The sequence below is a fragment of the Dietzia natronolimnaea genome (assembly GCF_002289575.1).
Classification (GTDB): domain Bacteria; phylum Actinomycetota; class Actinomycetes; order Mycobacteriales; family Mycobacteriaceae; genus Dietzia; species Dietzia natronolimnaea_A.
In genome coordinates this window covers 1-14,455 of record NZ_NTGA01000013.1, presented here as the reverse complement: position 1 = coordinate 14,455, position 14,455 = coordinate 1, and the positions used below count along the sequence as shown (strand labels likewise).

Genomic DNA, 14,455 nt, shown 5'->3' with positions numbered 1-14,455 from the left:
CGGTCCCTAGACCAACCGGAGGGCCGTGCAGGTCGCCCCGGTATCGGTGACCCGGATGCGGGCCGCGACGGCGAACAGTCGCGGCCCGCGGGCGTATGTGGCGCAGACCTCGTAGTCCCGGCCACCGCCACCCGGGGACCCGGGGGCTCCCGAGGAGTCCGCGCCTCCCGGATCGGCGGGGTGGATGTGGAGGCGGTAGATCCGCGCCACACCGAGGGCGCGGCCGGGGACGCCGCCGCGGGCCACCGTCCCGAGCATCTCGATGAGGTGGGGCGGGAACGCTCCCCGGGTGTTGCGTGGTGTCCGCTTTCGGTCGACCACCTCGAGTGCCATGATCACCAGCGCGTGCGCTGCCCGCCGCGCCGGCACCGGCACCGCGTCCTCGGGATCCGGCACCGGGACCGCCACCGGGACGGTGTCGGTGACCGGGCCGTTCGCGCGGTCGTGCCGACGGGAGTCGGAGCCGGGCTCCGTCGAGAGCAGCGGCCTGACCATGCATTCGTCCGACCCACACTCCCGGGAGGTCGCGTACCGGCCTGTCGACGGTGACGACACGGGGGTCGATGTCACTGGTGTCGGGGTCATGTGCACTCCTGCTCCCTACGACGAGAACCGGGCCGGTCTCGCATCCCTCTATATGGTGTGACGCGCGGGGCAAAGAGGACGGTTCCGGCTCCACCTCTGCACCGTCGACGGGCGTTGCCTAGGCTGGTGCCATGCGAGGACTGATTGTCGACTACTTCGGGGTGCTGGACGGCACGGAAGAGGACCGCGAGAGCTGGCGGGAGATCTTCATCGGCGCACGTGCCAACGACGTACGCCTGGCGGTCCTCAGCAACGAGCCCGAGGGTCCGGGTGCCGACCGGGTGCATGAGGACGCCCGTGCCTACGGGATCGATCACGTGGTGCTCAGCGGCCGGACCGGAGTGGAGAAACCCGATCCCGAGGCGTTCCTCGAGGCGGCCAGCCGCCTGGAGCTGGAGCCGCGCGAGTGCGTGATGGTCGACGACGCGATCGAGAACGTCCTGGGCGCGGTCCAGACGGGGATGATCGGAGTGTTCTATCAGGTGTTCGACCGCGCGGCCGTGGAGATCCGCGGGCTGCTCGGACTCGACGAGGCGGTCTGACCGGTGGCGGCCAGGCTGGCGACGGCGGACGCGGATCTGCTCCTCGGGGACGCCACCCGATCACGGAGTCGGCACTCCTGCTCCCTGGCGCTCGTCTCCCGGGACGATCCCTGGGACATCGACCGGGTGATGGAGTTCGTCGACGCCCGGCTCGCCGACGCGCCCCGGTTCCGGCAGCGCATCCGGTACGTCCCCTTCGGTCTCGCGCGGGCGGTCTGGGTCGACGATCCGGACTTCGACCTGAGTTTCCACGTCCGGCGGTCCGCCCTGCCGGCTCCCGGCGGGATACGGCAGCTCGCCGATCTGGTGGCCCGGTTGGTCGACCGTCCGCTCGAACCCGGCCGGCCACTGTGGGAGCTCTACCTCATCGAGGGCCTCGCCGACGGGCGGCTGGCGGTGCTCACCAAGACCCATCACGTCCTGCTCGGCGGCCCCAACGCCGTGGACCTCGCGCAGGTCCTCATGACCGACGAGAAGGCGTCGGCGGACGTACACGAGGTGGCCACCTGGACCCCCGTCCCGTCTCCGGGCGACGGGGTGCTCGTGCTGGACGCCTTGATCACCATCGCCACGGACCCCCTGGAGCTGGTCCGGCGCTCCGCCCGTCTGGTGAACGCGGTGGAGAGGGCGAGCCGGGGTCTGGTCGGCGCCGCGAGCCTGACCGTTCTGCGCCCGGCCGGGGGACTCGCGGAGATGTTCCGGACCTCCCGACCCCGAGGCAGCCGTGTCGGGCTGGCGTCGTTCCCCCTGGACCGTGCACGCGAGATCGCCCGGGAGCACGGCTGCAAGGTCAACGACGTGGTCCTGGCAGTCCTCTGCGGGGCACTGCGGTCGTGGATCCTGTCCTGCGGTCACCCCCTGTCCACTGCGGACACGCTCCGCGCGATCGTCCCGATGGCCGTGTCCTCGGAGTCGGGCCCGGCCGAGGGTTCCGATGGTCCCGAGGCCTCCGCGGAGGCGACTTCCGCGGAGATCGCCTCCGCGCTCATCGGGATGCCGGTGGGGGAGCCCAACCCCAGGATGCGGCTCGCGCAGATCTCCAGGGAGACGGCCACCCAGCGGCATCCCAGACAGGCGGTGGGCGCCAAGTCGTTGGCCCGACTCTCGGGTTTCGCCCCGCCCACCCTGCACGCGCTGGGCTCCCGCGCCGCGATCATGTTGCCGTCGGACAGCTACGACCTGGTCGTCACCAACGCGCCCGGCCCGCAGCACAAGATGTTCTGGGGTGACGGTGAGCTCGCGGAGGTCTATCCCGTCCCGGCGCTGCTCGACGGTCAGGCGCTGGCCGTGTCGATGAGCAGCTATTCGGGGGTCGTCTACTGCGGGTTCACCGCGGACCGTCAGGCGGTGCCGGACGTGGAGGAGATCGGGGAGCTCATCTCCTCGGCGCTGGACGAGCTCACCGGCACCTCCCGCTGACCCGCACCGCCCACCCGAGGAAGGCACCATCATGCGTCTGTTCGTCCCCGCCACGCTCGCGATGCTGGAGACACTGCTCGACAGCGGGGAGATGCCCGTCCGCAGCGGGACCGCTTTCGCGGCGACCCCCGCGCTCGTGGAGTCCTACGCCGAGGGGGACACGGAGGAGATCGAGCACGTGGCGTACCTCGAGGCGGCCCGTGCCTCGCTGCGGTTGCTGGGTGGAGAGATCGACTCCGGTGCGGTGCACGACACGCACCCCTACCGCCGGGTGGTGGTGAGTGTGGACGTCCTCGACGCCGACGCCCAGCCGCGACCGGATCTGGACACCGCCGTGGTGCGCTTGTCCAGGGGGACCGTGGCGATGGAGGAGATCGCCGCCGTCCACGTGGACCTGGCCGGCGCCGCCGATGCCGTCGAGGCCGCGGTCGAGGCCGTGGACCGTGCTGATCTGGGCGACGAGGACGCGGAGCTCACCGTGGGCGACGCACTCGACATCGACCTCGCCTGGTACGACGCGGGTGAACTGCCGTTCCTGTTGAGTCTGCTCTGAAGAGGGTCGGAGAGTCTGCGCCCGTTGGGCGGGATCATGCCCGTGGGGTGCCCGCCAGGCGCTACCCTTCGCTACCGTAGGTTCTCATCTCCGGCACCGTCGGCCCGGTCCTCGGGTCGTGCGGTCCCCGGTCTCAAGGAGGCACCAGTGACCGAGTCGACCAGCGGGCTCAACCGTGTACTGCGCGCAGCGGCTGCGAGGGTTCCGGAACCACGGGCCGCGCACCGATTCCTCAACCGCCTCACGCACCCGCTCCGGATGGACGACTACTCGTCGCTCATCTATCCGCTGTGGTCCTCCCGCGAACTGCGAGGCGAGGTGGTCACGGTGCGCCGCGAGGCGGAGGACACCGTCACGCTGGTGATCAAGCCCGGCTGGGGCGCGACCCCGCACTACCAGCCCGGCCAGTACCTGGGAATCGGCGTCCTCCTCGACGGCCGCTGGACCTGGCGCTCCTACTCCCTGACCTCGGCCCCCACCACCGGCCGCGGCGAGTACTCGGTGACCGTCAAGGCGCTGCCGGAGGGACTTCTCAGCAACCACATCGTCGGCACCGTCGAACCCGGGACCATCGTCCGCCTCGCGGCGCCGGCGGGCGACTTCCACCTGCCGACGCCGACCCCTCCCAAGCTGATGTTCGTGACCGCCGGTTCCGGGATCACCCCGGTCATGGGGATGCTCCGGTCCCTGGACCGCCGTTCGGTCACCGAGCCGTTCCCGGACGTCGTCCACGTGCACTCGGTGCGTGAGAGGGACGACGCGCTCTTCTACGACGAGCTGCGCGCCCTCGAGAAGACCCAGCCCGGTTACGTCCTGCATCTCCGGGTGACCAGCGAGGAGGGCCGCATCGACTCGCGCCAGATGTCCGCCCTCGTCCCCGACTGGTCGGAGCGACCGACCTGGGCGTGCGGCCCCAACGCGATGCTCGACGAGCTCGACGAGCACTTCGACGCCACCGACCGGGACGACCTCCACGTGGAGCGCTTCACCGTCAACCGGGACGCCGGAGCCTCGGGCGGCACCGTGACGTTCGGGTCGACCGGCAAGACCGTCGAGCTCGACGGTGCCACCACCATCCTCGAGGGCGGGGAGAAGGTGGGCGTGCAGATGCCCTTCGGCTGCCGGATGGGCATCTGCCAGACGTGTGTCGTGGGACTCGACGAGGGGCACGTCCGCGACCTGCGCAATGGCACCGACCACGGGCCCGGTGAGCGGATCCAGACCTGCGTCTCGGTGGCGTTGGGGGACGTCGAACTCAAGCTCTGACCGCGTCGGCGCGCCGCCCCCGGCCCCTGCTCGCCCCCGATCCGTGCTCAGTCCTGATCCGAACCGAGTGCCCACGCGTCGTTGGACTGCAGGGCGCCGAGGAGTTCTCGGACGGCCAGCGCACGTCGGTGGACTGCGGGGTCGGTGACGGTGTCGAACCTGCACTCCGGATCGGCGGGCGGGCCCTGGTGGGTGCAGCCCCGCGGGCAGTCCTGAGCGATCTCGTCCAGATCGGAGAACGCCGCCACCACGTCGTCGGGTGAGACGTGCGCCAGTCCGAAGCTCCGGATCCCCGGGGTGTCCACCACCCAGCCCCCGGACCCCAGTTCGAGGGCGACCGACTGGGTCGAGGTGTGCCGGCCCTTACCCACGCCCGAGACCACGCCGGTCGCCCGGCGGGCGTCGGGGATCAGACGGTTGACGAGGGTGGACTTGCCGACCCCGGAGTGGCCGATCATGGCGGAGATCCGGCCGTCGATCCGATCGTGCAGGGCCCCGAGGTCGTCGTCGATCCCGGTCCGCAGGACGGGGACGTCGAGTGCCTCGAACTCGGCGGCGAACACCGACGGGTCGTCCAGGTCGCCCTTGGTCAGGCACAGGACGGGGTCCAGCCCGCCCGTGTAGGCCGCCACGAGCGCGCGGGCGACGAAGCCGGCGCGAGGCGGGGGGTCCGCGACCGCGACGACGATGAGGAGTAGTTCGGCGTTGGCCACCACCACCCGCTCGTACGGGTCGGAGTCGTCGGCGGTCCGGCGCAGTACCGTGCTGCGTTCGGCGACCCTGACGATCCTCGACAGGGTGTCCCGGGTGCCGGTGAGGTCACCGACAACGCCGACGTGGTCGCCCACGACGATGGGCGTGCGACCCAGCTCGCGGGCCCGCATGGTGACGATCCGGGTGCCGGCGACGTGGTCGGGTCCGTCGTCCAGCAGCACGCATCCCCAGCGTCCCCGATCGACGCTCACGACCATCGCGGACGCCGCGTCGGCGTGGCTGGGCCTGCGTTTGGTGCGGGGCCTCGATCCCTTGCCCGGCCGGATCCGGATGTCGGACTCGTCCCAGCCGCGCGCGCCGCTCCCGCCCCGCCTGGTGGCCACGACGCTACGTCGTCCCGCCGGCGAGCATGGCGGTCCACATCGAGGTGAACCCCGGCATGGTCTTGGCGGTGGAGTCGATGTCGTCCACCTCGATTCCGGGTACACCGAGGCCGATGATGGCACCGGCGGTGGCCATCCGGTGATCGGCGTAGGCCCGCCACGGGGCGCCGTGCAGGGGCCCCGGGACGATCTCGAGGCCGTCGGCTCGCTCCGTGACCTCGCACCCCACCGCGCCGAGTTCGGCGGCGAGAGCGGCGAGCCGATCGGTCTCGTGCCCACGAAGGTGCGCGATCCCGGTGAGCGTGGACGGTCCGTCGGCGAGCGCGCACAGCGCGGCGATCGTCGGGGTGAGCTCACCGATGGCGGACAGATCCGCGACCAGGGGTGACAGGTGGTCGGGTCCGACGACGACGAGGGTCCCGTGATCCGCCCCGTCCGCGGTCTCGAGTGTCACCGACGCGCCCATCTCCTCGAGGATCCCGCGGATGGCGTCCCCCGGTTGCGTGGTGGAGACCGGCCAGCGGGGCACGCGCACGGACCCGCCGGTGACGGCGGCCGCGGCGAGGAACGGGGTGGCGTTGGACAGGTCGGGCTCCACCACCCGGTCGACGGCGGAGATCGGCCCCGGCGCCACGCGCCAGGACGACGCGGTGGGCTGCTCGACGACCACCCCGGCGTCCCTGAGCATCGCCAACGTCATCTCGATGTGCGGACCGGACGGGACGGCGGAGGCACCCACGTGGACCAGGTCCACCCCGTCGTCGAAACGGGCGGCGGAGAGCAGCAGTCCGGAGACGAACTGCGAGGAGGCCGAGGCGTCCATCTCCACCCGTCCGCCCCGGAGGGAACCGGTCCCGGACACCGAGAACGGGAGCCTGTCCCCGGTGACGTCGGCCCCGAGAGAGCGGAGCGCGTCGAGGACCGTGGCCTGGGGACGCACCCGCGCGGCGGCGTCACCGTCGAACGTCGACGTGCCGGTGGCGAGCGCGGCCAGAGGTGGCACGAATCGCATGACCGTCCCCGCCAGGCCGCACTCGATGTCCGCCCCGTGCAACGGCCCGGGTGTGACGAGCAGGTCGGTGTCGTCCGGGCCGAGCGGTCCCGCGGGACCCTCGATGCGGGTTCCGAGCGCACGGAGCGCCCCGATCATCAGGTCCGTGTCCCGGCTTCGCAACGTCCCGCTCACCCGCGCGGGGGAGTCGGCCAGTGCGGCCAGCACGAGGGCGCGGTTGGTCAGCGACTTGGACCCGGGCACCGGGACCACGGCGTGCACGGGCGTGTCGGCGACGGGTGCGTTCCAATGACTCACCTGGTCATTGTCGCGCATCCTCTCCGATCCCGCCCGGCCCGGGTGGGAGGATGGGCCGCATGTGTGGACGGTTCTCGCTCTCCTCGGATCCGGCGCGGCTCGCGGTGGAACTCGACGCCGTGGACGAGGCCTCGTCGCCCCCACCGGGGCTGTGGCCCGACCGGGGTCCGGTCTCGCCGCGGTTCAACATCGCACCCACCACGACCATCGCGGCGCTCGTCCTGGACGCCCCGCGCGAGCGTTTCGACCCGAGCGGGACCCCCCGGCGGGTCCTGCGCTCGATGCGCTGGGGCCTGGTGCCGTCCTGGGCCAGGGACCCGGCGAGGTTGCCGACCCTGTTCAACGCCCGGGTCGAGACCGCCTTCGAGAAGCCGTCGTTCCGCACCGCCGTCGCCCGGCGCCACTGTGTGGTGCCGATGGACGGGTGGTACGAGTGGGTCCCCGGCCAGCCGGCGACGTCAGGGGGCCGGGCGGGGCCCAAGCAGCCGTTCCACATGAGTCTGCCCGGGACCGAGGGCTTGCTCATGGCGGGGCTGTGGGAAGCCCGGCGTGATCCCACCGACCAGAGCGTCACCCAGCTCTCGTGCGCCATCCTCACCACCGAGGCGCTCGGTCCGCTGCGCCGCGTCCACGACCGGATGCCGCTCGTGGTGGACCCGTCCGTGGTCTCCGACTGGCTCGACCCGTCCGTGATCGGCGACCCCCGGGCGCTGGTCGACGGGGCGGGCGGTGACCTGGGTCGGTGGGCCGACCGGGTGGAGATCCGGCCGGTCTCGCGCGCGGTTTCCAACGTCCGGAACGAGGGTCCGGACCTGGTGCGCCCGGTGGATCCGACCGCCGGGATGCTGTTCTGACCGGACAGATCCGACCGGACCGCCCCGGCGCGTCACCGTGCGGTGATCGCCGCCGTGGTGGCTCCGGTGAGGGCGACGAGATCCGCGGGTGCGAGCTCGATCTCCCATCCCCGCCGGCCGGCGCTGCACAGGATGGTGGGGTGGTCCGACGCGGACCGGTCCACGACCGTCGCCAGGGCCCTCTTCTGCCCGAGGGGCGAGACCCCGCCGACCACGTACCCGGTGGTCTTCTCCACCACCTCCACGGGCGCGAGTGAGGCCTTTCCGCAGGACAGTGCGGCGGCGGCGGCCTTGAGGTCGAGCATGGCCGTGACCGGTAGGACCGCGACCGCCAGCGGGGTCCGGGTCCCCGCCGGTGGGCGGGCCGTCGCCAGCACGAGCGTCTTGAACACCCTGTCGCCGTCGATCCCCAGGCGTTCGCCCATGACGCGTGCGGCCTCCTCGCCGAAGGCACCGGCGCCTGCGCTGTAGGTGTGCACCACGTGGTCGACGCCCGCGGAGAGCAGGGCGGCGACGGCAGGGGTCGCCGCGGTGGCGGGTGTGCGCTGTCCCGCGCGTTTGCGTGTCACCCACACCAGCGTAGTGACGGGGCGCGGTGGAATAGCGCGCGAGAGGCGGGTGTTGGTGAGAGCAGGTACCCGGGACGGTTCCGGGGCGAGGGAAGGAGGGTGCGATGCGGACCGCGGTCCTCGACGCCCCCGGCGTGCGGATAGACTCCGGGTCACCGACAGGTGAGGAGTACCGGTTGCCGACAGAGTTGCAGCCCGACGAGTCCGACCAACGTGCCGAGCAGTTCGAGGAGTTGGCCATGCCGCTTCTCGACCAGTTGTACGGTGCCGCTCTGCGGATGACCCGCAACCCGGCAGACGCGGAGGACCTCGTGCAGGAGGCGTACGCGAAGGCGTACGCGGGCTTCCACTCGTTCAAGCCCGGGACGAACTTCCGCGCCTGGATGCACCGCATCCTGACCAACGCGTACATCAACCACTACCGCAAGCGGCAGCGCCAACCCGCCCAGTATCCGACCGAGGAGATCACGGACTGGCAGCTGGCGGCCGCCGCGGAACACACCTCCACCGGACTGCGCTCGGCGGAGGTCGAGGCGATGGAGCTGCTGCCGGACGACGAGATCCGGGCCGCATTGGCGCAGTTGCCGGAGGAGTTCCGGATGGCGGTCTACTACGCGGATGTCCAGGATCTTCCCTATAAGGAGATCGCCGAGATCATGGACACCCCGTTGGGAACCGTGATGTCGCGCCTGCACAGGGGCCGGAAGCAGCTCCGTGAGTTGCTCCGCGACGTGGCGACCGAGCGTGGCTTCGGTCGCGACAGGGCGGGGGGTGCGTCGTGATGAGGGAGCACGACCCGCGGTTGGATCGGATCGATTGCGAGGCCGCCCGGCGCGACCTGTCCCTGCTCGTGGACCTCGAATGCGACGACGCGTGCCGCTCGAGGCTCGAGCACCACCTCGCCGGGTGCCCCCACTGCCGGGAGCTCTTCTTGTCCGAGCGTCGGCTCAAGGCGAAGCTGTCCAGCTCGTGTTGCGAGAAGGCGCCGTCCGGGCTGCGGGAACGGCTCATGGTGGAGATCCGGCGCACCACGGTCACCACCACCGACGCCGACGGCACGACGGTGGTGCACCGGACCACGACCGTCCACCGGCGCAATGCGGAGGGACATCACCGAACCGAGTGACCCCCCGGTGGACGAGTGAAGGGGCGGGCACCGTGTCGGTGCCCGCCCCTCCACTCGGTTCTGGTGGTCCGGACTCAGCTGTTCGGACGCTTGCCGTGGTTGGCCTTGTTCTTGCGGCGATCCCGCCTCTTGCGGCCACGCTTGCCCATGGTCGCCTCCTTTCGTCGGTGTACAAGTCTCCCACGAGAACCCCTGTGTGGTTGCATTAGGGAGTCCGGGGGCCGCCGCGTGAGGAAAGCAGAGGAACATCCGAATGACTGAACAGGTCCGTGCCGAAATGGTCGCGAACGTCATGGAGGTCGTCGCAGCCGTCGGCACCGAGGTCGCCGAGGGCGACACCATCGTGCTCCTCGAGTCCATGAAGATGGAGATCCCGGTGTTGTGCGAGACGGCCGGCACCGTCACCGAGGTGGCCGTGGCCCCCGGGGATGTCATCCAGGCCGGTGATCTCATCGCCGTGATCGGCTGACGTCCGCCCGGAACGACGAAGGCCGGTTCCGCTCCCACGGGGGAGAGGAACCGGCCTTCGTGTCGATCAGGCGGTGCTGATCAGACGGTGCTGATCAGACCGAGGTGCGGGTGCGGGCGCGACGACGCTTCAGAGCGCGACGCTCGTCCTCGCTCATGCCGCCCCAGACGCCCGCGTCCTGGCCGGACTCGAGGGCCCAGGCCAGGCACTCGGCGGTGACGGGGCAACGGTTGCAGACGATCTTCGCCTCGGCGATCTGGGCGAGGGCGGGTCCGGAATTGCCGACGGGGAAGAACAGCTCGGGATCCTCGTCGCGGCAGATGGCCTTGTGGCGCCAGTCCATGGGAACTCCTTACGGTTACGAGACCGTTATCGGGTCAACCGGACACGAGAAGACGACGTCGACGCGCCGATGTGCGAAGATCGGCGCGCGGACGTACACGTACTTTCACATCCGGCGATGTGGTGGGGGGTGTACCCTCTCCTCGGGCTCGCTCCTGACGGAAGAGCTCTCGGTTAAGGCAATGCAAACTTTGTGCGTCTGCGCTGTTACGAACGATCGTGCCACGATTCCATGACAAGTCAACCCTCTCGTGATGCGATGTGGCAAAGGTCACCCCGGTTGTCAAATCGAGCTGAAAGCCCACGCCAGGCGCTGTAATGGGTTAAACGGAGTCCAGTCCGCAAGGGTGGTGCGGGTTCGGTCGCAGCCGCGACATAGTCTGTGGAGGTGAACGTGACCCGACCTGACGACCACCGTCCGCCGCTGGATGGGCGTGATCCCCGAGCGGCCATCCCCACGCCCGTCCGGGTGGCCGGGTGGATCTCCTCGGTGCAGGGGCTCATCGGTGTGGGGGTGGCTGTGGCGCTCGCCATCCGTGCGGCCGGTGGCCATCGCGAGGAGACCGTCGTCATCAGTGGCTACGGGACCGCGGTCTGGTTCGCGATCCTCGGTGGAGGTCTTCTCGCGGCCGGCGTCGGACTGTTGCGGGGGCGCCGGTGGGGCCGGGGTCTGGTGGTGATCGCCGAACTGTTGTTGCTGTTCGTGGCCTGGTACGTCGGCGTGGGCTCGGACCAGTACCTCGCAGGCCTGCTCCTGGCCGTGATCTGCGCGGTCGCGTTGGTCTCGTTGTTCCGCAGGGACGCGATCGAGTGGTACGCCGCGTGACCTGATCGACCGGAAACCCGGGTACCCGGCGGCAGGATCAGTCGAGGAACTTGTACGCGTGGACCAGGCCCGCCCGGCTCTCGTAGAGGATGTCGCCGATCTGGGCGAGTCCCGTCACCCCGTCCGCAGTCACATCGCCCCCTGTCACCTCGCCCCCTGTCGCGGGGGCCCCGGGGAGACGGCGGACCTCGCGCCCGGTGTCGTGGTCGAGGAGCGCGAAGGCGTCGTCGACGGGGACGAGTACCCACTCGTCGTTCGCATGGGCCTCCGGGTCCGGGGACCACCCACCGGTCAATCCGGGGCCGGTCGACGCCCCTAGCGTCCAGGAGTGCCTCCCGGACGGCCCGTCGAAGGCGTGCGTGGAGCGCCCGTCGAACCACCGGACCTGAGCACTGTCGCCCGAGACGGACAGGGGTGAGGGCAGCACACCCGGCTCACCCTCCAGGACGAGGACGGTCGAGTGTTCAGTGGGGGAGGTGAACCACTCGACGGTCCAATCGGGGCCCTGGTTCCGGAGCGCCAGGACCCCCTGCTCGGTCACCTCGATGATCCACAGGCCATCGGCACCGGTCGGCTCCGAGGCGATCTCCTCGGGGGCACGGTTGTCCTCGGGGACGGTCTCGGAGATGGTCAGCCTGACGGACTCCTCGCCGGGGCAGCGCTCGGACACCGCGAAGCGCTCGTCGGTGAGGTCGGCCGTCACGAGCGTGCACCCCGCCCGGGGCTGCATCCCGGCCTCCTGTGGTGCGCTCACCGCCCCGTACTCGACGGTCCGGACCAGGTCGTCGCGCCAGATCTCGAGTCGGTCCGGACTGAACGCGAGGACGTGTCTCCAGGACGCGGTGAGTTCCATGGAGTCCGCGAACGCGCTCTGCCTGGTGCTCGCGTATTCCTGCCTGGTCGGGTCGAGGGACGTCACGTCACTGCACCCGGAGGCGCCGTCGAACGCGGCCACGAGTCGATCGGCGTAGAACGCCCCGGCACAGAACCGCCCCGCATGCGTGTAGGACCAGCGCTCCTCGCCGGATCCCGCGTCCCGACCGACGAGTACCCCGTCCGGGGAGACGGTGACGAGAGTGCCCTTGGTGGTGAGCGGGGGACCGGGGTCGGCGGACTCGTGCGACCAGAGCGGTTGGAGCGAGGTCGGGGGCTCGGTGGCCGGACCGTACTCGGGCTGTTCTGACCCCGCCGCACGCAGCTGTGACCCGGCCGCGCTGCCGGACAGCAGCACCGCGGCCGCCGTCACCACCATGACGACGGCGATCACCCCGGCGGTGACGAGGTCTCGTCGCGTCCGGCGTTCGGGGGCGACTCCGGCGAACGGCAGCCGGCGGCCGGGCCCTCTCCTGAGTGTGCGCACGTGCCTTCCAGGGGTGGAGGTCGGTTCTAGTCCCGGCCGGTGGACTCGGAGGACGACGAGGGATTCCGCCGACGACGCCGACGACGCCTCGGGGTGCCGTCACCGCCGCCCGCGGCGTCGCCACCGGCCGGGCCGGAGTCGGAGGCGGGGCTGGAGTCGGAGGCGGTGTTGGTGTTGGAGGCTGTGCCCGCATCGCCGGACCCGGGCTGCCCCGACTGCCCTGACTGCCCGGATCGCGTGCGCCGACGAGGGGTGCCGGATCCGCGCCCGGATCCCCGGGCGTCGCGATCGGCCGGTCGCCGGCCGGAGCCGGTCCCGGTCGCGGCCCCGACCCGGCCCCCCGCGCCCTCCGGGATGCCGAGGTCGGTGCGGAGGTGGGGGGACGTCGAGTAGGTCTCGGCGGGCTCGCCGTGGCCCAGGCCGAGAGCCTTGTCGATGAGGCCCCAGCGGGGCAGGTCGTCCCAGTCGACGAGGGTGACAGCGACGCCCTTGCGTCCGGCTCGTCCGGTACGGCCGATCCGGTGGACGTAGGTCTTCTCGTCCTCGGGGCACTGGTAGTTGATGACGTGGGTGACGTCGTCGACGTCGATGCCGCGCGCCGCCACGTCGGTCGCCACGAGGACGTCGACGTCCCCGGACCTGAAGGCCTTCAGTGACTTCTCGCGCGCGCCCTGGCCCAGGTCACCGTGGATCGCCCCCACCCGGAATCCCCGCTCGGCCAGGTCGTCGGCCAACTTCTGCGCCGTGCGCTTGGTGCGACAGAAGATCATCGTGGCGCCACGTCCCTCGGCCTGGAGGATCCGCGAGACCACCTCGGGCTTGTCCATGGAGTGCGCGCGGTAGACGAACTGGGTGGTGTTCTCGTGTGTGGCGCCGGAGTCGGCGGCCTCCGCCCGGATGTGCGTGGGCTTGGTGAGGAACGTTCGGGCCAGGGTGATGATCGGTCCGGGCATAGTGGCCGAGAAGAGCATGGTCTGACGCTGGTCCGGCACCATCCGGAGCAGTTTCTCGATGTCCGGCAGGAAGCCCAGGTCAAGCATCTCGTCGGCTTCGTCGAGGACCAGCACCTCGACCTTGCCGAGCACCAGCTTCGACTGGTTGGCCAGGTCGAGCAGTCGCCCGGGGGTCCCCACCACCACGTCGACGCCCTTCTCGAGAGCGTCGGTCTGCTGCTCGTAGGGGGTGCCGCCGTAGATGGACAGCACTTTGAGGGGGCGGGTCCCCGATCGGCCCGGGGCGGTGAGCCCGGTGGCGGCGATCTTGAGGTCCTGGGTGACCTGGACGCACAGCTCGCGGGTGGGCACGATGATCAGGGCTCGGGGCGTGCCGTCGAGTTCCCGGGTCACCTCGCCCGTGGAGATGCGGTGTAGGAGCGGCACCCCGAACCCGTAGGTCTTGCCCATCCCCGTGCGGGCCTGACCGATCAGGTCCGAACCGGCGAGGGCCAGCGGCAGGGTCAGTTCCTGGATGGCGAAGGTGTGGGTGATGCCTCGCTCACCGAGCGCGGTGACGATCTCGGGACGGACCCCGAGTTCGGCGAAGCTGGGGGAGGCGTCGGAGGACGGGGCGTCGACGACCGCGGTCGTCGTGGCCATGCCGTCGACTTCGCTGGTGGTCACATCTGTGGTGGACAGGGCGGTGCCTTTCTCGTCTCGCGCGCGGGAGGACGGGCCTTCCGATGGACGGCCTCGGCGAGCGGGGCGCGCGCACATTTCCACGGGGATCCTTTGGTGCGGGGCCCGGACTATCGACCGGGCGCGGGTGTGATCCACGTGGGTCCACCCTATCCCGTGACGCCGCGGGACACCGGGTCCGGGTTAGCCTGGGTCCCACGTATCAGCGACGACGGCGTGGCATGCGCCGACGATGAGAAGGGCAGGCACCGTGGAGGTCAAGATCGGCATCGCCGACAGCAATCGCGAGCTCGTGTTCAAGACCGGGATGAACCCGGAGGACGTGCACGCCCGCGTGGAGGCCGCTCTCACCGCGGAGAGCAAGGCGGTCCTGGAGCTGGACGACGAGAAGGGCCGCCGCTATCTCGTGTCGACCGACAGGGTCGCCTACGTCGAGATCGGCGAGTCGGCGCGCCGCCCGGTGGGGTTCCTCTCCTAGGAGACTGCTGAACAAAGTGGGTGTCC

At 70.8% G+C, this 14,455-nt stretch carries 18 protein-coding genes; 10 read left to right on the top strand and 8 right to left on the bottom strand.

Annotated features, from left to right (window positions below):
• Positions 1–6: 6 nt before the first annotated feature.
• Entirely contained in the window at positions 7–585 is a 579-nt protein-coding gene (locus tag CEY15_RS06820) for a hypothetical protein (protein ID WP_245847349.1), read from the bottom strand.
• A gap of 131 nt (positions 586–716) precedes the next feature.
• On the opposite strand from CEY15_RS06820, the gene CEY15_RS06815 reads away from it, so the two are divergent.
• From CEY15_RS06815 to CEY15_RS06800, 4 genes are all read left to right on the top strand, one after another.
• Positions 717–1,127: an HAD family hydrolase gene (locus CEY15_RS06815; RefSeq protein WP_095717815.1), complete on the top strand. Its 411-nt coding sequence runs from the start codon at positions 717–719 to the stop codon at positions 1,125–1,127.
• Between the two features lie 3 nt (positions 1,128–1,130).
• Positions 1,131–2,546 (top strand): wax ester/triacylglycerol synthase family O-acyltransferase, encoded by a 1,416-nt coding sequence (locus CEY15_RS06810; protein WP_095717814.1) that lies wholly within the window; start codon positions 1,131–1,133, stop codon positions 2,544–2,546.
• 31 nt (positions 2,547–2,577) lie between these two features.
• A complete protein-coding gene (locus tag CEY15_RS06805) occupies positions 2,578–3,099 on the top strand; it encodes a DUF6912 family protein (RefSeq protein ID WP_095717813.1) in 522 nt (173 codons plus the stop codon).
• A 147-nt stretch (positions 3,100–3,246) separates the two neighbouring features.
• On the top strand, positions 3,247–4,365 hold the full coding sequence (locus CEY15_RS06800; protein ID WP_017836620.1) for a ferredoxin reductase: 1,119 nt from the start codon (positions 3,247–3,249) through the stop codon (positions 4,363–4,365).
• A gap of 47 nt (positions 4,366–4,412) precedes the next feature.
• Here CEY15_RS06800 and rsgA read toward each other — a convergent pair whose 3' ends face one another.
• Together rsgA and aroA are read right to left on the bottom strand one after the other, a co-directional pair.
• Complete coding sequence (gene rsgA, locus CEY15_RS06795) at positions 4,413–5,462, bottom strand: ribosome small subunit-dependent GTPase A (RefSeq protein ID WP_017836619.1); 1,050 nt, start codon at positions 5,460–5,462, stop codon at positions 4,413–4,415.
• Between the two features lie 4 nt (positions 5,463–5,466).
• Positions 5,467–6,789: a 3-phosphoshikimate 1-carboxyvinyltransferase gene (gene aroA / locus CEY15_RS06790; RefSeq protein ID WP_095717812.1), complete on the bottom strand. Its 1,323-nt coding sequence runs from the start codon at positions 6,787–6,789 to the stop codon at positions 5,467–5,469.
• A gap of 41 nt (positions 6,790–6,830) precedes the next feature.
• Here aroA and CEY15_RS06785 point away from each other — a divergent pair, with 41 nt between their 5' ends.
• Positions 6,831–7,625, top strand: a complete 795-nt coding sequence (locus tag CEY15_RS06785; protein WP_095717811.1) for an SOS response-associated peptidase — start codon at positions 6,831–6,833, stop codon at positions 7,623–7,625.
• Between the two features lie 32 nt (positions 7,626–7,657).
• Here CEY15_RS06785 and CEY15_RS06780 read toward each other — a convergent pair whose 3' ends face one another.
• Positions 7,658–8,200, bottom strand: a complete 543-nt coding sequence (locus CEY15_RS06780; protein WP_095717810.1) for an aminoacyl-tRNA deacylase — start codon at positions 8,198–8,200, stop codon at positions 7,658–7,660.
• Positions 8,201–8,298: 98 nt separating this feature from the next.
• Between CEY15_RS06780 and CEY15_RS06775 the strand changes: the two genes are divergently transcribed.
• Positions 8,299–8,976, top strand: a complete 678-nt coding sequence (locus CEY15_RS06775) for a sigma-70 family RNA polymerase sigma factor (RefSeq protein WP_017836615.1) — start codon at positions 8,299–8,301, stop codon at positions 8,974–8,976.
• On the top strand, positions 8,976–9,320 hold the full coding sequence (locus CEY15_RS06770; RefSeq protein WP_017836614.1) for a zf-HC2 domain-containing protein: 345 nt from the start codon (positions 8,976–8,978) through the stop codon (positions 9,318–9,320). The genes CEY15_RS06775 and CEY15_RS06770 overlap by 1 nt, the downstream gene beginning before the upstream one ends.
• 74 nt (positions 9,321–9,394) lie before the next feature.
• Here the strand turns inward: CEY15_RS06770 and CEY15_RS19105 are convergent, their stop codons facing one another.
• Complete coding sequence (locus CEY15_RS19105) at positions 9,395–9,469, bottom strand: 50S ribosomal protein bL37 (protein WP_371204257.1); 75 nt, start codon at positions 9,467–9,469, stop codon at positions 9,395–9,397.
• A 104-nt stretch (positions 9,470–9,573) separates the two neighbouring features.
• On the opposite strand from CEY15_RS19105, the gene CEY15_RS06765 reads away from it, so the two are divergent.
• A complete protein-coding gene (locus tag CEY15_RS06765; protein ID WP_017836613.1) occupies positions 9,574–9,789 on the top strand; it encodes a biotin/lipoyl-binding carrier protein in 216 nt (71 codons plus the stop codon).
• 94 nt (positions 9,790–9,883) lie between these two features.
• On the opposite strand, the gene CEY15_RS06760 is transcribed toward CEY15_RS06765, so the two are convergent.
• A complete protein-coding gene (locus CEY15_RS06760) occupies positions 9,884–10,132 on the bottom strand; it encodes a WhiB family transcriptional regulator (RefSeq protein WP_017836612.1) in 249 nt (82 codons plus the stop codon).
• 387 nt (positions 10,133–10,519) lie between these two features.
• On the opposite strand from CEY15_RS06760, the gene CEY15_RS06755 reads away from it, so the two are divergent.
• Complete coding sequence (locus CEY15_RS06755; RefSeq protein ID WP_141244220.1) at positions 10,520–10,957, top strand: hypothetical protein; 438 nt, start codon at positions 10,520–10,522, stop codon at positions 10,955–10,957.
• Between the two features lie 37 nt (positions 10,958–10,994).
• On the opposite strand, the gene CEY15_RS06750 is transcribed toward CEY15_RS06755, so the two are convergent.
• Both CEY15_RS06750 and CEY15_RS06745 read right to left on the bottom strand, forming a co-directional pair.
• Entirely contained in the window at positions 10,995–12,317 is a 1,323-nt protein-coding gene (locus CEY15_RS06750) for an Rv3212 family protein (protein WP_017836610.1), read from the bottom strand.
• A 26-nt stretch (positions 12,318–12,343) separates the two neighbouring features.
• Complete coding sequence (locus CEY15_RS06745) at positions 12,344–13,912, bottom strand: DEAD/DEAH box helicase (protein ID WP_095717920.1); 1,569 nt, start codon at positions 13,910–13,912, stop codon at positions 12,344–12,346.
• Between the two features lie 289 nt (positions 13,913–14,201).
• Here CEY15_RS06745 and CEY15_RS06740 point away from each other — a divergent pair, with 289 nt between their 5' ends.
• Complete coding sequence (locus CEY15_RS06740) at positions 14,202–14,429, top strand: DUF3107 domain-containing protein (RefSeq protein WP_017836608.1); 228 nt, start codon at positions 14,202–14,204, stop codon at positions 14,427–14,429.
• Positions 14,430–14,455 lie beyond the last annotated feature (26 nt).